This is a genomic window from Georgenia sp. 311 (assembly GCF_006151955.1).
Taxonomy (GTDB): Bacteria; Actinomycetota; Actinomycetes; order Actinomycetales; family Actinomycetaceae; genus Oceanitalea; species Oceanitalea wutianyii.
Genome location: NZ_VDFS01000017.1, coordinates 172,981 through 191,265, shown reverse-complemented (window position 1 = coordinate 191,265; position 18,285 = coordinate 172,981). Strand labels below are relative to the sequence as shown.

11 protein-coding genes are annotated in these 18,285 nt (G+C 74.1%); 4 read left to right on the top strand and 7 right to left on the bottom strand.

The genetic code is table 11. The features are described from left to right. Window positions 1-95 precede the first annotated feature (95 nt). From glgB to FHE66_RS02895, 4 genes are read right to left on the bottom strand one after another with little or no spacing between them, the layout of a single operon-like run. Window positions 96-2,333, bottom strand: coding sequence for a 1,4-alpha-glucan branching protein GlgB (glgB, locus tag FHE66_RS02910; RefSeq protein WP_139071485.1), 2,238 nt, complete (start codon window positions 2,331-2,333; stop codon window positions 96-98). 44 nt (window positions 2,334-2,377) lie between these two features. Further along, window positions 2,378-3,766 carry a phosphotransferase gene (locus tag FHE66_RS02905; protein WP_139071484.1) on the bottom strand — a complete coding sequence of 463 codons (1,389 nt, stop codon included), beginning with the start codon at window positions 3,764-3,766 and terminating at the stop codon, window positions 2,378-2,380. Continuing rightward, complete coding sequence (gene treS / locus FHE66_RS02900) at window positions 3,766-5,556, bottom strand: maltose alpha-D-glucosyltransferase (RefSeq protein WP_255303585.1); 1,791 nt, start codon at window positions 5,554-5,556, stop codon at window positions 3,766-3,768. Before treS ends, FHE66_RS02905 begins: the two co-directional genes overlap by 1 nt. 44 nt (window positions 5,557-5,600) lie before the next feature. Beyond that, complete coding sequence (locus FHE66_RS02895; RefSeq protein WP_139071483.1) at window positions 5,601-7,700, bottom strand: alpha-1,4-glucan--maltose-1-phosphate maltosyltransferase; 2,100 nt, start codon at window positions 7,698-7,700, stop codon at window positions 5,601-5,603. Window positions 7,701-7,861: 161 nt separating this feature from the next. Here FHE66_RS02895 and glgP point away from each other — a divergent pair, with 161 nt between their 5' ends. After that, complete coding sequence (gene glgP / locus FHE66_RS02890) at window positions 7,862-10,447, top strand: alpha-glucan family phosphorylase (RefSeq protein WP_139071482.1); 2,586 nt, start codon at window positions 7,862-7,864, stop codon at window positions 10,445-10,447. 64 nt (window positions 10,448-10,511) lie between these two features. Here glgP and FHE66_RS15300 read toward each other — a convergent pair whose 3' ends face one another. After that, on the bottom strand, window positions 10,512-10,895 hold the full coding sequence (locus FHE66_RS15300; RefSeq protein ID WP_176554617.1) for a hypothetical protein: 384 nt from the start codon (window positions 10,893-10,895) through the stop codon (window positions 10,512-10,514). A 39-nt stretch (window positions 10,896-10,934) separates the two neighbouring features. Further along, window positions 10,935-13,349 carry a LuxR C-terminal-related transcriptional regulator gene (locus FHE66_RS02880; RefSeq protein WP_139071481.1) on the bottom strand — a complete coding sequence of 805 codons (2,415 nt, stop codon included), beginning with the start codon at window positions 13,347-13,349 and terminating at the stop codon, window positions 10,935-10,937. A 175-nt stretch (window positions 13,350-13,524) separates the two neighbouring features. Between FHE66_RS02880 and FHE66_RS02875 the strand changes: the two genes are divergently transcribed. Continuing rightward, on the top strand, window positions 13,525-14,016 hold the full coding sequence (locus FHE66_RS02875; RefSeq protein WP_139071480.1) for a DUF1269 domain-containing protein: 492 nt from the start codon (window positions 13,525-13,527) through the stop codon (window positions 14,014-14,016). A 72-nt stretch (window positions 14,017-14,088) separates the two neighbouring features. Here FHE66_RS02875 and glgX read toward each other — a convergent pair whose 3' ends face one another. Then, window positions 14,089-16,371, bottom strand: a complete 2,283-nt coding sequence (gene glgX, locus FHE66_RS02870) for a glycogen debranching protein GlgX (RefSeq protein WP_218013591.1) — start codon at window positions 16,369-16,371, stop codon at window positions 14,089-14,091. 164 nt (window positions 16,372-16,535) lie between these two features. On the opposite strand from glgX, the gene FHE66_RS02865 reads away from it, so the two are divergent. Next, window positions 16,536-17,297 carry an electron transfer flavoprotein subunit beta/FixA family protein gene (locus tag FHE66_RS02865; protein WP_139071478.1) on the top strand — a complete coding sequence of 254 codons (762 nt, stop codon included), beginning with the start codon at window positions 16,536-16,538 and terminating at the stop codon, window positions 17,295-17,297. A gap of 31 nt (window positions 17,298-17,328) precedes the next feature. Continuing rightward, a partial coding sequence (locus FHE66_RS02860) for an electron transfer flavoprotein subunit alpha/FixB family protein (protein ID WP_139071495.1) occupies window positions 17,329-18,285 on the top strand: 957 nt, incomplete at its 3' end.

Below are 18,285 nucleotides of genomic sequence, written 5' to 3'. Positions count from 1 at the left end.
GGGGCACCCCACAACCGCCGAGAGCTGGATCGTGCACCGTGCACGATCCAGCTCTCGGCGGTCAGGGGCGGGGTGCCCGGGACTGCTCCGCGGGGTTACTCCGCCGGGGTGAGGAAGAGGGCGCCGAGCGGGGGCACGCGCAGGCGGGCCGAGGCCGGCCGGCCGTTCCACGGCAGCTCCTCGGCGTGGACGACGCCGAGGTTGCCCACGCCCGAGCCGCCGTACTCCTCGCCGTCGGTGTTGAGCAGCTCGACCCAGGCGCCTGCCTGCGGCAGGCCGACCCGGTAGCCCTCGTGCGGCACGCCGGCGAAGTTGATGACGCACGCGACGTCGCGGCCGCGCCCGGTCGGGTCGGTGCGCAGGTAGCTGATGACGTTGTGGTCGCCGTCGCCCGCCTCGATCCACTGGAACCCGGCGGGGGTGAAGTCGTCGGCGAACAGCGCGGGGTGCGCCTGGTAGACGTCGTTGAGCCGGCGGACGAGGTCCGCGATGCCCGCGTGCGCCGGGTTGTCGAGCAGGTACCAGTCCAGGCCGCGGGCCTCGGCCCACTCCTCCTCCTGGGCGAACTCCCCGCCCATGAAGAGCAGCTGCTTGCCCGGGTGGGACCACTGGTAGGCGAGCAGCGAGCGCACCCCGGCGAGCTGCTGCCAGCGGTCGCCGGGCATCTTGCGCAGGAGCGAGCCCTTGCCGTGGACGACCTCGTCGTGGCTCAGCGGCAGCACGAACTGCTCGGAGAACGCGTAGACGAGGGAGAAGGTGAGCTCCCCGTGGTGGTAGCGCCGGTTGATCGGCTCCTCTGCGAGGTACTGCAGGGTGTCGTTCATCCAGCCCATGTTCCACTTGAGCCCGAAGCCCAGGCCGCCGTGGCTCGTCGGCGCGCTCACGCCCGGCCACGCGGTGGACTCCTCGGCGATCATGACGATGCCGGGCACGCGCCGGTAGGCGGTCGCGTTGGTCTCCTGGAGGAAGCTGATCGCGTCGAGGTTCTCCCGCCCGCCGTGCTCGTTGGGCCGCCACTGGCCGGGCTCGCGCGAGTAGTCGAGGTAGAGCATCGAGGCGACGGCGTCGACCCGCAGGCCGTCGATGTGGAACTCCTCGAGCCAGTACAGGGCGTTGGCGACGAGGAAGTTGCGCACCTCGCGGCGCCCGTAGTTGAAGATCAGCGTGCCCCAGTCGGGGTGCTCGCCGCGCAGCGGGTCCGGGTCCTCGTACAGCGCGGTGCCGTCGAACCGGGCCAGCGCCCAGGAGTCCTTGGGGAAGTGGGCCGGGACCCAGTCCATGATGACGCCGATGCCGGCCTGGTGGAACGCGTCGACGAGGTAGCGGAAGTCGTCCGGGCCGCCGAGCCGCGAGGTCGGGGCGTAGTAGGAGGTCACCTGGTAGCCCCACGACCCGCCGAACGGGTGCTCGGCCACGGGCATGAACTCCACGTGGGTGAACCCGAGCCCGGCGACGTAGTCGACGAGGTCGACGGCGAGGTCGCGGTAGCTCAGGCCGGGACGCCAGGAGGCCAGGTGGACCTCGTAGACGCTCATCGGGCCCTGGTGCGGGTCGGTCGCGGCGCGCCGCTCCAGCCACTGCGCGTCGCCCCACTCGTACTGCGACTCGGTGACGACCGACGCCGTCGCCGGGGGGTGCTCGGTGGCGCGGGCCATCGGGTCGGCCTTCTCGTGCCACGACCCGTCGCGGTGCTGGATCTCGAACTTGTAGCGGGCGCCGGACGAGACGCCGGGAACGAAGATCTCCCACACACCCGAGGAGCCGAGCGAGCGCATCGCCGTCTGACGCCCGTCCCAGGAGTTGAAGTCGCCCTTGACCCGCACGGCCCGCGCGTTGGGGGCCCAGACGGCGAAGGACGTGCCGGTGACCTCGCCGAGCGGGGAGAGGTAGCGGCGCACGTGCGCGCCGAGCACGGTCCACAGCTCCTCGTGCCGGCCCTCGGCGATGAGGTGGAGGTCGAGGTCGCCCAGGGTGGGCAGGAACCGGTAGGGGTCGTCGGTGAGGTGGGTGTCGGGGCCGTAGCGGACCTCGACCCGGTAGTCGGGCACGTGGGAGCCGGGCAGGGTGGTCACCCAGATGCCCTCGTACTCGTGGTCGAAGGACTGGCGGCCCTCCGGGGTGACGAGGACGACGGCGTCGGCGAGCGGGCGCAGGACGCGGATCGTCACGCCGTCCTCGCCGACGTGGCCGCCGAGCACGTCGTGGGGCTGATGGTGCAGGCCGGTGCTCACCGCGCGGAGCACCCCGCTGTCGACCGGCAGGGGGGCCGGTCGCGGGGGCTGCGGCGTGGGCACGCCGGGGGCATGCACGGGTCGCTCGTCGTTCTTCGTCATGTTCTCCACTCTTCCATCAGGGCCCTGGTCCCGCCGCGTGAATCCTAGGTGGTGGCGCCGAGCAGCCGCCGGACCGCCGTGAGGGGGATCGGCAGCCAGTCGGGCCGGTTGCGCACCTCGTAGACCGCCTCGTACAGCGCCTTGTCCAGCTCGAGGGCAGCCAGCAGCTCGGCGTGCTCGCGCGGGTCGTGGCCGGTCTCACGGGCGTACCCGTCCAGGAAGTCCGCCCGGGCGGCGGACACCCACTCCTCGGCGACGTCGGCGCCGTGCTGGCGGCGCGCGGCACCGGCCGCGTAGTCGAGCGAGCGCAGCATGCCGGCGACGTCGCGCAGGGCGAGGTCCGGGGCGGTGCGCTCGGGCACCGGCCGCAGCGGCTCGCCCTCGAAGTCGAGCAGCAGCCAGCCGCGCCCGGGTGCCTCGATGACCTGGCCGAGGTGGAGGTCGCCGTGGATGCGCTGGAGGGCGGGCCACGGGGCCGCCTCGGCGCGGGCGTAGACGGCGCCGACAGCCTCGCGCAGCTCCTCGAGGTCGGGCACCGCGAGCAGCGCGGCGGTCGTCCGGTCGTCCCACGTCGAGCGCAGCCGGGTGCGTACCGGCGCGGTCGCCTCGTGGACGGGGAACGCGGCCGCGAGGTCGCGGTGGACGGAGGCGACGGCGGCACCGAGGTCGCCCGCGGCGAACCGCTGGCCGGCGACGGCGGCCCGGACGGCGACCCGCCAGGCGTCCTCGACGCCCGGGAGGAACTCCTGGGCGAAGGCGAGGTGACCCTGCTGCTCCTCCCCGGAGGGACCGGTCCACGTGCAGGAGAGGTCACCGAGCGGGGCCGGCACCCGGGTGCTGCCGGCGTCGGCCAGCGCCTCCTGGACGACGACGTCGGGGTTGCGTCCCTGGCCGATGACGCGGAAGACCTTGCAGATGACCGGCGGGCCGTCCTCGCCCTCGAGGATGATCGAGGTGTTCGACTGCTCCCCGGTGAGCACGCGCACCTGCTCGCCGCGGGTGTGGGCGCCCATCGCGCCGGGACCCCCGGCGCGATGGCCGGTCGCGTGGCCGTGGGCGGCCCCGGCGTCGGAGTCCACCGCCCGCTCCTCGACGATGGTGTCGAGCAGGACGCGGGCACCGACCGGGTCGTGGCACGCGTCGTAGACCCACCGCCGGCCGAGCTCGGAGTGCTCCGCCTCGGCCACGAGCGCGTGCTCGAGCCCGGGCACCGGCGCGCCGCGGTAGGTGAGCGGCACCTGGTAGAGCACCGGCTCGGGCCCGGAGTCGTCGCGCAGCAGCCACGTGTCGATGCCGACCTCGCCGTCGGGGTCCTGGTAGCGCAGCCCTCCGACGCGCCGCAGCTGCGGTGCGCTCCCCTTGGCGGTGTACCAGCGCTGCCGGGCGACCCACTCGGGGAGGAACTGGTCGAAGGACGGCGTCATCGTCGCCATCAGGTCCCCCTGGGCGGGGCCGCCGGCAGCTGGGCGGCGACGGTGACCGGCTCGGGGGCCTCGGCCGGCTCGGCCGACGGCGCGGTGGCCGGGTCCACCGGCGCGGCGGGCAGCGCCGCCTGCTCCAGACGCAGCCAGAAGAAGTCGCGCGAGCCGAGGGTGATCGTCACCGAGCCGGAGGGGTCGACGTCGGGGAAGACGGCACCGCCGAAGATGTCGGTGAGTCGCCGCCCGCCGAACCCGGGGGCCTCGATGCGCGCGGCCCGCGGGGTGTTGGCGAGATTCATGACGCACAGCAGCGCCTCGTCCTCGTTCTGCCGCAGGTAGGCGAGGACCGCGTCGTTGTCGGTGTCCAGGACGCGGAAGGACCCCGTGCCGAACACCGGGTGCTTGCGCCGCACCTCGAGGATGCCGCGGACCCAGTGGAGCAGGGAGGTCGGTGTCGCGTACTGCGCCTCGACGTTGACCGCCTGGTAGTGGTTGACGAGCGACTGGACGAGCGGCAGGTAGAGCTTGCCCGGGTCGGCGGTGGAGAAGCCGGCGTTGCGGTCGGGGGACCACTGCATCGGCGTGCGGACCGCGTCGCGGTCGGGCAGCCAGATGTTGTCGCCCATCCCGATCTCGTCGCCGTAGTAGAGGTACGGGCTGCCGGGCAGGGACAGGAGCAGCGCGTGCGCGAGCTCGATCTCCTTGCGGGAGTTGCCCAGCAGCGGCGAGAGCCGGCGCCGGATGCCGACGTTGGCCCGCATCCGCGGGTCCTCGGCGTACCAGCCGTACATCGCCGCGCGCTCCTCGGTGGAGACCATCTCGAGGGTGAGCTCGTCGTGGTTGCGCAGGAACGTCGCCCACTGCGCGCCCTGCGGGATGTCGGGGGTGTCGGCGAGGATGTCGCGGATCGCGTGGGAGCGCTGCTCGCGAAGCGCGTAGAAGATGCGCGGCATCACGGGGAAGTGGAAGCACATGTGGCACTCGGGGGACTCGTCGGTGCCGTAGTACTCCACGACGTCCTCGGGCCACTGGTTGGCCTCGGCGAGGATGACGGTGCCCGGGAACTCCCGGTCGACCATCGCCCGCACCTCACGGATGAACTCGTGGGTGCGGGGCAGGTTCTCGCAGTTCGTGCCCTCCTCCTCGAAGAGGTAGGGCACGGCGTCGAGCCGGAAGCCGTCCACGCCCAGCCGGCACCAGAACCGCACGACGTCGTGCATCGCCTCGACGACCTTGGGGTTCTCGAAGTTGAGGTCGGGCTGGTGGGAGAAGAACCGGTGCCAGTAGTACTGACGCCGCACCGGGTCGAAGGACCAGTTCGACGTCTCGGTGTCGACGAAGATGATCCGGGCGTCGGAGTACTTCGTGTTGTCGTCGCTCCACACGTAGAAGTCGCCGTAGGGCCCGTCGGGCATGGAGCGGGAGGCCTGGAACCACGGGTGCTGGTCGCTCGTGTGGTTCATGACGAGGTCGATGATGACCCGCAGGCCGCGGGCGTGGGCCTCGACGAGCAGCTCCTGGAAGTCCTCGATGCTCCCGTACTCGGAGGCCACGGCCGTGTAGTCCGAGACGTCGTACCCGCCGTCGCGCAGCGGCGAGGGGTAGAACGGCGGGATCCACAGGCAGTCGACGCCGAGCCACTGGAGGTAGTCGAGACGGTCGATGAGGCCGCGCAGGTCACCCGTGCCCGAGCCGTCGGAGTCGCCGAAGGCGCGCAGGAGCACCTCGTAGAACACCGCGGTGCGGTACCAGTCCGGGTCGGGCGTGAGTCCGGGGCGCTCGCCCTGTCCCAGGCGCGGGATCGGGTCGGTGCGGGCGGCCAGGGAGCGTGCGGGGTTCGTGGGGCTCACAGCGGCTTCACCGCCAGCACGTGCGCGCAGTTGTGGTTCGGGTCGAGCCGGACGTAGGGGGTGCGGCCCCAGAGGAAGGTCTGCCCGGAGAGCTCGTCGCGCGCCGTGAGGAGCGGGGTGCCGGGGTCGCTGCCCTGGGAGGGCTCGGGCAGGCCGAGCGCGGACAGGTCGAGCTCGATGGTGCCCTCCCGCGTGCTGAACGGGTCGAGGTTGAGGACGACGACGACCGTGTCGTCCTGGCCCGTGGGGGACAGGTGGGCGGGCAGGTGCCGCGAGAAGCAGATCGTCGCGTCGTCGGAGGTCGGGTGGACCGTGAGGCCGCGCAGCCGCTGGAGGGCCGGGTGGCCCCGGCGGATCCCGTTGAGGGCGGTGAGGAGCGCGGCGATGCCGGTCTCCTGCGCGCGGGCCCAGTCACGCGGCTTGAACTCGTACTTCTCGTTGTCGATCTGCTCCTCGGCGCCGGGGCGGGCCACGTTCTCGACGAGCTCGTAGCCGGAGTAGATCCCCCACGTCGGCGAGCCGGTGGCGGCGAGCACCGCGCGGATGGCGAAGGCGGCAGCCCCTCCGGTCTGCATGTAGGGCGTGAGGATGTCGTGCGTCGTCGGCCAGAAGCTCGGGCGCAGGACGTCGGAGGTCTCGTTCGACACCTCCAGGAGGTAGGACCCGACCTCCTTCTTCGTCGTGCGCCAGGTGAAGTACGTGTAGGACTGGTGGAAGCCGATCGCCGCGAGGGTGCGCATCATCGCCGGCCGGGTGAACGCCTCGGACAGGAAGACGACCTCGGGGTGGGAGGCGCGCACGTCGGTGAGGATGCGCTCCCAGAAGCTCAGCGGCTTGGTGTGCGGGTTGTCCACGCGGAAGGCGGTGACGCCGTGGTCGATCCACACCTGGAGCATGTCCCGCACGGCCTGGTAGATGCCCTCGGGGTCGTTGTCGAAGTTCAGCGGGTAGATGTCCTGGTACTTCTTCGGCGGGTTCTCCGCGTAGGCGATCGTCCCGTCGGCGCGCCGGGTGAACCACTCGGGGTGCTCGGTGACCCAGGGGTGGTCGGGGGAGGCCTGCAGCGCGATGTCGAGGGCCACCTCCATCCCGAGCGAGCGCGCGCGGGCGACGAACGCGTCGAAGTCGGCGAAGGTGCCGAGCTCGGGGTGGATGGCGTCGTGGCCGCCCTCGGGGGCGCCGATGCCGTAGGGCGAGCCCGGGTCCCCGGGCTCGGCGGTGAGGGTGTTGTTGCGGCCCTTGCGGTTCGTCGTGCCGATCGGGTGGACCGGGGTGAGGTAGACGACGTCGAAGCCCATCTCGGCGATCGCCGGCAGCCGCTCGGCGGCGGTGCGCAGCGTCCCGGAGACCCAGCTGCCGGACTCCTGGTCGAAGTACGCCCCCTCGGAGCGGGGGAAGAACTCGTACCAGGAGCCGGTGAGGGCGAGCGGGCGGTCGACGCGCAGCCGGTAGGTGGCGCTGGGCGTCACGTACTCGCGCACGGGGTGGGCGGCGAGCACCGCGCGCACCTCCGGGGAGGTGCCCGCCACCAGCCGTGCCGGGGCGGGGCGGCTCGCGTCGCGCAGGCCGGCGACGGCGTCGGTGAGGACGGCGACGTCCCCGGGGGGCAGGTCCGCCCGCGCGGCCGCCCGCTCGAGGAGCAGCGCGCCCTCGGTGAGCATGAGCTCGACGTCGACGCCGGCGTCGACCTTGAGCGGCGCGTCGTGCAGCCACGTGCCGTACGGGTCGGACCAGCCCTCGACGCGGAAGGACCAGTCGCCCTCGCTGTCGGGGACCAGCCAGGCCTCCATGTGGTCCAGGCCGGGGTCGACCGGGGTCATCGTCACGGCGGTGTGGTCCGTGCCGTCGGGGCGGACGAGCACGGCGGTGGCCGCGACGGCGTCGTGCCCCTCGCGGAAGACGGTCGCCCGGACGCGGACGGCCTCCCCGCTCACGGCCTTCGCTGGCCAGCGGCCCCCCTCGACGACGGGGGAGACCTCGATGACGGGGATGCGGCCGATGGGCGTCGGGGACGCCGGGCGGGGTGGCTCGCCGGAAGCCGCGAGCGGGCTCGGGGCCGGCGACGGACGGGAGGGTGTCGTGCGTGCTGGGCTCACGGCACGAACCTATCGACGCGACGGGCCGAGGTCGACCGCAGCACCGGCGAGCGGCCGCCGGCGGCCCGTTTGTCCCGGTTCGAGGCGTGCGGGCGACCCGTCCTGCAACGGAACCGTAAGCGCATGAAAATTTTCCGGCCGTTCGGTCTACACTCGCAAAGGTGAGAGCAATCCGCCGATTCACCGTCCGCACGGTCCTTCCCGAGCCCCTCGCTCCGCTGGACACCCTCGCCCAGAACCTGCGGTTCTCGTGGCACGAGCCCACCCGGGCGCTCTTCGAGTCGCTCGACCCAGAACGGTGGGCGGAGGTGCACGGTGACCCGATCAAGCTCCTCGGCGCGCTCGGCAAGACGCGCCTGGAGGAGCTCGCGCGGGACGAGGCGCTCGTCGCCCGGGTCCGGGAGCTCGACGCCGACCTGCGCGACTACCTCGAGCAGCCCCGCTGGTTCCAGCAGTACGACGCCCCCGACAAGCCCGACGCCATCGCCTACTTCTCCGCGGAGTTCGGCATCACCGCCGTCCTGCCGCAGTACTCCGGTGGCCTGGGCATCCTCGCCGGCGACCACCTGAAGTCCGCCTCCGACCTCGGGGTGCCGATCATCGGCGTCGGCCTGCTCTACGGCGCCGGGTACTTCAAGCAGTCCCTCACCCGCGAGGGCTGGCAGCACGAGACCTACCCGCTGCTCGACCCGGACAACCTCCCGCTCACGCTGCTGCGCGAGGCCGACGGCACCCCGGCCCGGGTGAGCCTGTCGCTGCCCGGCGGCCGGCAGCTGCACGCCCAGGTGTGGCGGGCCGACGTCGGCCGCGTGCCCCTCCTCCTCCTCGACTCCAACGTCACCGAGAACGACGACGTGACCCGCAAGGTCACCGACCGCCTCTACGGCGGCTCCGCGGAGCACCGGCTCAAGCAGGAGCTCCTCCTCGGCATGGGCGGTGTCAAGGCACTGCGCCTGCACGCCCGCCTCACCGGCGGCCCGACGCCGCAGGTCTACCACGCCAACGAGGGCCACGCCGGCTTCCTCGCCATCGAGCGCATCCGTGAGCTCGTCACCGCCGAGGGCCTGAGCTTCGAGGCGGCCCTCGAGGCCGTCCGCGCCGGCACCGTCTTCACCACCCACACCCCGGTCCCCGCCGGCATCGACCGCTTCTCCCGCGACCTCGTCCGCGAGTACTTCAGCGGCTCGGCCGAGCTGCCCGGCGTGCCGGTCGACAAGATCCTCGCCCTCGGCACCGAGGACTTCGAGGGCGGGGACCTGTCGGTCTACAACATGGCCGTCATGGGCCTGCGTACCGCACGCCTGGCCAACGGCGTGGCCAAGCTGCACGGCCAGGTCTCCCGCGGCATGTTCCACCAGCTGTGGCCCGGCTTCGACGTCAGCGAGGTGCCGATCACCTCGATCACCAACGGCGTGCACGGCCCGACGTGGACCGACCCGGCCTTCACGGCGATGGCCGAGTCCCACCTCACCCCCGAGCAGATCGCCGGCGGCGAGGGCTGGCTGCTGCCGGCCGAGCAGGGCGGCGTCCCCGACGCCGAGCTGTGGGCCACCCGCCGCACGCTGCGCGCTGCGCTCGTGAGGTCCGCGCGCCGCCGCGTGCGCAAGTCGTGGCTCGACCGGGGCGCCTCGCCCGCCGAGCTCGGCTGGGTCGACGACGTCCTGGACCCCGACGTCCTCACCATCGGCTTCGCCCGCCGCGTGCCGACCTACAAGCGGCTCACGCTCATGCTCTCGGACCCCGAGCGCCTGCGGAAGCTGCTCACCGACCCCGAGCGGCCGATCCAGATCCTCGTCGCCGGCAAGTCCCACCCCGCCGACGAGCAGGGCATCGGGCTCATCCAGAAGCTCGTGAGCTTCGCCGACGAGGAGGGCGTGCGCGACCGGATCGTCTTCCTGCCGAACTACGACATCGAGATGGCCCAGACCCTCATGCCGGGCTGTGACGTGTGGCTGAACAACCCGCTGCGCCCGCTCGAGGCGTCCGGCACCTCCGGCATGAAGTGCGCGCTCAACGGCGCGCTCAACCTCTCGATCCTCGACGGCTGGTGGGACGAGTGGTTCGACGGCCGCAACGGCTGGGCGATCCCCACGGCCGACGGCGTGGAGGACCACCAGCGCCGCGACGCGCTCGAGGCCGCCGCGCTCTACGAGCTCCTCGAGGACACCGTCGTGCCGCGGTTCTACGACCGTGACGAGAACGGCATCCCGCAGCACTGGCTCGAGATGGTCCGCCACACCCTCGCCACGCTCGGCCCGAAGGTGCAGGCCACCCGCATGGTCCGCGAGTACGTCGAGCGGCTCTACACGCCGGTCGCCGGCTCCTACCGCACCCTCAACGGTGCCGGCTACGCGGGTGCGACCGCCCTGGCCGAGTGGAAGGCGCAGGTGCGCGAGGCGTGGCACGGCGTCCGCGTCGACCACGTCGAGTCCACGGGCGTGGCGGACGTCGTCAAGGTCGGTGACGTCGTCGGCGTCAGCGCCTACGTCACCCTCGACGGCCTGCGCCCGCAGGACGTCGAGGTCCAGCTCGTCACCGGGCGGGTGGACGAGGACGACACGCTCGTCGACGTCGCCACCCGGCCGCTCCAGCTGGTCGAGACCTACGAGGGTGGCCGCTACGGCTACCACGGCGAGGTCGAGCTCGAGTTCTCCGGCTCGTTCGGCTACTCGGTGCGCATCGTGCCGGTGCACGAGCTCATCGCCGGCACCGCCGAGCTCGCGCTGGTGAGCGCCGCCCAGGCCTAGGCCCGGCTCCCCGACGCCCCCGTCCGCCTCGTGCGGGCGGGGGCGTCGTGGCGTTCAGGGGCGTTCAGGGGGTGGCCGTGCGCAGCGCCCGGCCGGCGAGCGGCTCGTCGAGCACGACCGTGCGGCGGGCGAGGCGCGCGACGTCCTCGCACGCGCCGTCGGTGCCCGGCTCGTCCTGCACGACCCGCGCGATGAGCACGACGACGTCGGCGCCGGCCTCGACGTCCACGCCCTGCAGCCGCTCGCACCCGCCGACCTCGACGGCGACGGTGGCCGTGCGGCCGTCGGCGGACACGGCGAGGACCTCGCTCGGTGCGACGCCGACGGGCTGCCCGCCGGTGAGCCCGGCGTAGATGCCGGCGGCGACGAGCACGAGGGTGAGCACGCCGACGAGCGTGAGGCTGCTCGCCCGCACGCGGTCGCGGGCCTCACCGCTGAGGCGCTCCATCGCGCCATTGTCCGCCGGGCAGGGCGGGGGCGCGCGGGGTCAGGGGAGCAGCCCGCGGGCGGTGGCCTCCCGGACGGCGCCGCGCCACCCCGGGACGGCGAGCTTGCGGTAGATGGCCCGCTGGTGGGTCTTGACGGTGTTGACCGACAGGACCAGGGAGTCGGCGATCTCCTGGCGCGACAGGCCGACCGCGAGGTACGCGAGGATCTCCTGCTCGCGCGGGGTGAGCGCCTCGGCGGGCTCCTGGCGCTCGTGCTCCCCGGCGTCCAGGACCCGGCGCACGGTCTCCCCGTGCGCCGTGCCCCACGCCAGGTGCTTCGTGAGGAGCCGGCGGCCCGCCTCCCCGGCAGGCAGCAACGGCAGCACGGCACCGTCTGCGGCGGCGTCGACGAGGGCCTCCTCGAGGGTGGCGTGGGCCAGCCCGGGATCACCACCCTGGTCGGCGAGCAGCGCCTCGGTGAGGGCGCGCCGGATGCGCACGACCACGCCCGCGGGCCGCGGGCCGAGCCGGTCGAGCGCCTCGCGGGCCGGCCCGCGGCTGCCGGCCTCGGCGAACGCCGTCGCCACCCAGGCGAGGGCGACGGGCCCGTCCGCCGGGGCCGGACGGGCGGCGCCCACCGACAGGGACTCACCGACGAGGTCGAGCACCGTGAGGAGCTCGTGCCACAGGCGCGGCAGCTCGCCGCCGCCGGAGCGCACGTCCTCGAGCCGTCGCGCCGCCCCGGGCACGCCGTCCACGAGGTCGGCGGTGGCCCGCAGGGCGTGGGCGAGGTGCCGGACCGGGGCGTAGCGGGCGTGGCGCGGGCCGGCCGGCAGCTCCTCGAGCAGGGCGGCGACGTCGCGGGTGCGCCCTTGCCACAGCGCGACGACCGCCCGGGCGAGGTGGGCCGGGGCGAGAGCCACGGTGTGCGCGGCCCCGGCAGCGGTCGCCGTCTCGAGCGCGGTGCTCGCCGTGCTGTCGGCAGCCCTCACGACGCCGAGGACGGCGAGCTGGAGGGAGCGGTGCGCGCGGCAGGCCGAGGCGAGCACCGGCAGGCCGGCGTCGGCGGCGAGGACGGACGCCTCGTGGAGGAGGTCCGCGGCCCGGTCCGGCTCGGTCTGGCGCTCGAGGGCGACGCACCCGAGGGTGAACAGGAGGAAGGCGCGCGTGGCCCCGGCCTCACCCACGGTCCCCACGTGCTCGCGCACGACGGGCTCGGCGCGCGCGAGCTCCGCGGCCTCCGTGGTGGTGAGGAGGACGGCCACCGCGGTCGCGACGCGCAGCGGCAGCGTCGACCCCGGGGCGAGGACAGGACCGCGGACGAGGGCGTCGACGACGTCGCGGGCGAAGGCGAGGTCGGGGGCCTCCTGGGCGGCGAGCCTCTCGGAGAGGCGAAGGAGGGCGTCGGCGTGCTCGGTGAGCAGGACGTCGGGCCAGCGGCGGGCGAGCACGGAGCCGGCGAGCCCGGGGTCGTGCCCCTGGAGCGCATGCTCGGCGGCCGCGAGCGGGTCCGCCGGGGCCTGGCGCAGGGCCACGCGGCGGTGGAGCAGGGAGGACAGCGCGGGCTCACGCCGGGCGGCCACCGACCGGCAGTGGGCCGCGAAGAGCGGGTTCCAGCGGTAGCCCTCGCCGTCAGGGGTGAGCGGCAGGCCGTTCGCCGCGCACTGCTGCAGCATCGTCGCGCCGCCGGGGGCGAGGACGTCGGCGAGGGCGGGGGTGATGGCGTCGTCGGTCGTCGCGCGCAGGACGAAGGTGGCGAGCGAGGGCTCCAGCGGACGCAGGACCTCCTCGAGGAAGTAGTCCCCGATGTCGATGTCGGCGGCGCGCAGCGCGCGCAGCTGGGTGGAGACCTCCCGGGTGCGGTCGACCGCGAGGAGCCCCAGGCGCACGGCGACCGGCCAGCCGCCGGTGAGGGACACGAGCTGCTGGGCGGCAGCGCGGTCGACGCCGGCGATGCCCCACGCCGCGGTCAGCACCTGGACCTCCTCGGCGGTGTAGGCGAGGTCGGCGGCGCCGAGGACGGTGAGCTCGCCGGCCACGCGCAGCCGGTGGGCCGTGGCGGGAGGCGGACGGCGGGTGGCGAGCACGAGCCGCACCCCCTCGAGCGCGTGGGCGGCCCGCCGCACGGCCTCGGGCGCGTACTCGTCGGCGTCGTCGAGCACGACGACGCCGTTGCGCCGCGCCGCACGGACCGCGCCGCGCCACCGGGCCGACGGGCGCCCACCTGCGGCCTCCACGTCCGGCCCCGGCTCGTCGAGGAGCGCGGCCATGTGCTCCGGGCCGGCGACCACCGCTCCGGACACGCGGGTCCAGTGCTGCAGGAGGGTGGTCTTGCCGTAACCCGCCGGCGCGGAGATGACGGTGACGCGGTGGCGGGCGACGGAGTCCTGGAGCGCGGTCAGGCACCGCTGGCGGACGACGCCGTCGCGCGGCAGTCCGTCGCGTGCCCTCCTGTGCTCGACCTGCGCGACCATGGCAATCCCCGACCCCCGGCGCCCGAACGGGCGTATGGATCGGAGTCTAGGAGCCCGGGTGGGACCCGGCCACGGGAGGGGATCTCATCCCCGGCGGGTGATGCCCCGCCTCACCCCGCTCCGCAGACTCGGCCTCAGGTGCCGGAAGGGTGCCAGGACAGGAAGGAAGGGCAGCATGGCGACTCTGAGCGTGTGGAAGTTCGACACCCCGGACGGAGCGAGGGAGGCGGAGGAGCTCCTCCTCTCCCTCCAGAAGCAGGGCCTCGTCACGCTGGACGATGCGGCGGTCGTGTACTGGGAGCCCGGCAAGCGGGCACCCAAGACCCGGCAGATGCACAACCTGGCGGCGGTCGGTGCCCTGGGCGGGACCTTCTGGGGTGTGCTCTTCGGTCTGCTCTTCTTCGTGCCCATCCTCGGGGCCGCCGTCGGTGCCGCGGCGGGGGCGGTCGGTGGCGCGCTGACCGACGTCGGCATCGACGACGACTTCATCCGGTCCGTGCGGGACACCATCACCGAGGGCACCTCGGCGCTGTTCCTCCTCACCGAGTCCGTCGTCATCGACAAGACGAAGGAGGCGTTCGCGGAGAAGGGCCTGCGTCCGGAGCTCGTGCACACCAACCTCAGCGACGCGGAGGAGCGCCAGCTGCGGGAGATCTTCGCGGAGTGAGCTCCGCGGAGGGCTAACGGGGGGCGTGCGGGCCCGTCTCGGCGTCGGCTGAGGTGGGCCCGCACGGTCATGTCACGAGCGTCGGCCGAGGTAGGCGCGCATGGTCAGCGGCTCCATGGTCGTCACCGAGCCCGGGGCCAGGACCTGCGGCTCGCCGGCCGAGGGGCGCTCCCACGCCGAGTCCCACACGAGCGCGTAGTCCGTGCCGGCCCCCTGGGGCAGGGTGACGTCCTGGGCGGTGAGGGAGCCGTTGAGGACGAGGAGCAGGTCGCAGTCCCCGACGGCGTGCCCGGAGCGCAGCATCTGGAGCACCCGGGCCCGGGAGTCGTGCCAGGCGGCGGAGTCCATCCGCTCGGCGTCGGCACGGAACCACGCGAGGTCGGCGATGAGGTCGCCCTCGGCGGTCCGGCCGGTCGCGAAGTGCGCCGGGCGTAGCACCGGGTGCTCACGGCGCAGGCGCAGGAGGTGGCGGGTGGTCGCGAGCAGGTCCTCCTGCCAGGGCTCCAGCTGCCAGTCCACCCAGGAGATCTCGTTGTCCTGGCAGTAGCCGTTGTTGTTGCCCAGCTGGCTGCGGCCGAGCTCGTCGCCCGCCGTGATCATCGGGGTCCCGGCGGACAGGAGCAGGGTGCCCATGAGGTTGCGCACGCTGCGCCGCCGGTCGAGGAGGATCTGCGGTCCGTGCTCGTGGACCGTGGGCAGGCGCCCCGCCCGCCGGGCCGCGTCCCCCGGGCCGCCACGCTCGTCGCCCGGGGCCACCGGTCCCTCGACGCCGTGGTTCCACGAGCGGTTGTCGTGGGTGCCGTCGCGGTTGTCCTCGCCGTTGGCCTCGTTGTGCTTGTGGTCGTAGGTGACGAGGTCGGCGGCGGTGAAGCCGTCGTGCGCCGTCACGTAGTTGATGCTCGCGAGCGGGCCGCGCCCGCCCGGCAGCGGGCCGTGGGCGAAGAGGTCCGCCGAGCCGGCGAGCCGGGTGGCGAGGTCGCGCAGGTCCCCACCGGTCCCGCCGGCCGCGCCGGTCGCGGGGTCGCTGAGCCAGAACGTGCGCACGGCGTCGCGGAAGCGGTCGTTCCAGTCCGCCATCGGGGCGGGGAACTGGCCGGTGCGCCACCCGCCCGGGCCGACGTCCCACGGCTCGGCGATGAGCTTGGTCCGCGAGAGCACCGGGTCGGTGGCGAGGGCGACGAGGAGCGGGTGCTCGGGGGTGAACTCCGTGCCGTGCCGCCCGAGCGTCGTCGCGAGGTCGAAGCGGAAGCCGTCGACGCCGATCCGCTCGGTCCAGTAGCGCAGGGAGTCCAGCGTCATCTGCATGACCCGCACGCGGCGGAAGTCCAGGGAGTTGCCGCAGCCGGTGACGTCGACGAGGCGGGCCGGCCGGCCGTCGTCGTGCAGGTAGTACTGGGTGTTGTCCAGGCCGCGCCACGACAGGGACGGCCCGCCGTCGCCGCCCTCGGCGGTGTGGTTGTAGACGACGTCGAGGATGACCTCGAGGCCCGCCTCGTGGAGCAGGTGCACCATGCCGCGGACCTCCTCGAGGACGGCGGCGGGCCCCTGCGCCTGGGCGGCGGCGGTGGCGTAGCGCGGCTCGGGGGCGAAGAAGCCGAGGGTGTTGTAGCCCCAGTAGTTGCTCAGCCCGCGCTCGAGGAGGAACGGCTCGTCGTTCGACGCGTGGATCGGCAGCAGCTCGACCGCCGTGACGCCCAGCTCGCGCAGGTGCGCGATGGTCGCCGGGTGGGCCAGGCCCGCGTACGTGCCGCGCAGGTGCTCGGGCACGCCGGGCAGCCGCTCGGTGAGCCCGCGCACGTGCGCCTCGTAGACGACGGTGCGCTCCCACGGGGTGTGCGGCCGGGCATCGGCCGGGACGACCGGCGGCTCCGCCACGACGACCCCGTGACGCACGTGGCCGGCGGAGTCAAGCGTGCTCGGCTCGAGGCCGGGCAGGGGGGTGAGGTGCTCGTCGACGGCGTGGCCGTAGACCTCGGGCGCGAGCTCGAAGCCGCCCGTGACGGCGCGTGCGTACGGGTCCAGGAGCAGCTTGGCCGGGTTGTGCCGCAGGCCGGCTGCCGGGTCCCAGCGGCCGTGGACGCGGAAGCCGTACCGCTGCCCGGCGCCGACGCCGGGCACGTGGCCCTGCCACACGCCGTGCTCGGTGCGGTGCAGCGCGAGGCGGCGCTCGCTGAAGCCCGTGGGGGAGGAGTGGTCCTCCTCGAGCAGGCACAGGTCGACGGCGGTCGCGTGCGACGCGAACACCGCGACGTCCAGTCCGCCGCCGTACAGGTGCGCCCCGAGTGCGGGGGCACGACCGGCGACCCGCTCGGCGGCGATGGCAGCGGGGGTCGTGCAAACGGATGAAGCGGTCATGCTCATGGTGATCCATTCTCGCACCACGTGGAGGTCGGTAAGTCACGGCGCCGAGTGACAAGAGCCCCGCGCCGCACCGCTCAGGTCCTCGCGGCACCCGCCGATCGTCGGGTGGAAGGGCTGCGGGATCGGCGCCGGGCCCCCGGAGGTGGCAGGCTGGTCCCATGAGGATCGTCGTGTGCGTCAAGCATGTCCCCGATGTCCAGTCCGAGCGCGCGCTGGACGACGACGGCCGTACCGTGCGCGGCCTGGACGACGTCCTCAACGAGCTGGACGAGAACGCCGTCGAGGCCGCCGTCAGCCTCGTCGAGGCGCACGGCGGTGAGGTCGTCGCCCTCACCATGGGCCCCGACGACGCCGAGGACGCCGTCCGCCGCGCCCTGCAGATGGGTGCCGACCGCGGCGTCCACGTGAGCGACGACGCCCTCGCCGGCGCCGACGTCGTCACGACCGCCCGCGTCCTCGCCGCCGCCGTCCGGGCCGTGGGGCCCGTCGACCTCGTCGTCACCGGCATGGCCGCCCTCGACGGGCTCACCTCCATGCTGCCCACCGCGCTCGCCGCCGAGCTCGGCCTGCCCCAGCTCACGCTGGCCACCGAGCTGTCCGTCACCGGGGGAGGGGTGCGGGTGCGCCGCGACATCGGCGACGCCGTCGAGGTCCTCGAGTCCCCGCTCCCGGCTCTCGTGTCGGTCACCGACCAGGCCAACGAGCCGCGCTACCCGGCGTTCAAGGCCATCCGCGCCGCCCGCAAGAAACCGGTGGACACGTGGTCGCTCGCCGACCTCGGGCTGGCCGACGCGACCCCGGCGACGACCGTCCTGTCCGCCGAGCCGCGCGCCGCCCGCGAGCAGGGCCGCATCGTCACCGACTCCGGCGACGGCGGCCGGCAGCTCGCCGAGTTCCTCATCGAGTCCCGGCTCGTCTGACGGCCGCCCACCCATGCTCCAGGAAGGCACCATGACCCAGGCACCCGTGCTCGTCGTCGTCGACCACCAGGACGGCATGCCCACGCCGCCGAGCGCCGAGGTGCTCACCGCGGCGCGCGGCATCGCCGACGGCGGGCCCGTCGCGGCCGTCTGGCTCGGCGCCGAGGCCCCCGGTGAGGCCGCGCTGCGCGAGCTCGGCCGCTTCGGCGTCGCGGCCGTCCACGTGCCCGACCTCGGCGGTCTCGCCCCCCAGCTCGCGCCCGTCGCGACCGAGGCCGTCGCCGCCGTCGTCGCCGCGACCGGGCCGCGCGCCGTCCTCCTCGTGTCGACCTACGCCGGCAAGGAGCTTGCCGCGGGGCTCGCCGTGGCGCTCGGCTCCGGAGCGATCGTCGACGCCGACGGCGTCCAGGTGCGGCCCGACGGCACGCTCGCCGCCGCCAAGACCGCCTTCGCCGCCACCTGGGACACCGTCTGCGCCGTGACGCGCGGCGTGCCCGTCATCGCGCTGCGCCCGACGGCCGTCACCGCCGAGCCGGCGGCCCAGCCGCTCGAGCCGCAGGTCCTCCCGGTGCCGGTGACCTTCTCCGAGCGCGCCCGCGCGGTCACCGTCGTCGAGCGCACCGTCCACCCCCGGACCGGGGAGGTCCCGCTCACCGAGGCCCAGGCCGTCGTCGTCGGCGGCCGCGGGACCGACGGGGACTTCACCGCCGTCGAGGAGCTCGCCGCCCTGCTCGGCGGCGCGGTCGGCGCCACGCGCGACGTCACCGACGAGGGCTGGCGCGAGCACTCCGCGCAGGTCGGCCAGACCGGCGCCACCATCGCGCCGCGGCTCTACATCGGCGTCGGCGTCTCCGGCGCCGTGCACCACACCGTCGGGATGCGGGCCGCGCAGACCATCGTCGCCGTCAACACCGACCCCGAGGCCCCGATCTTCGAGCTCGCCGACTTCGGCGTCGTCGGCGACGCCGCCGAGGTGCTGCCGCAGGCG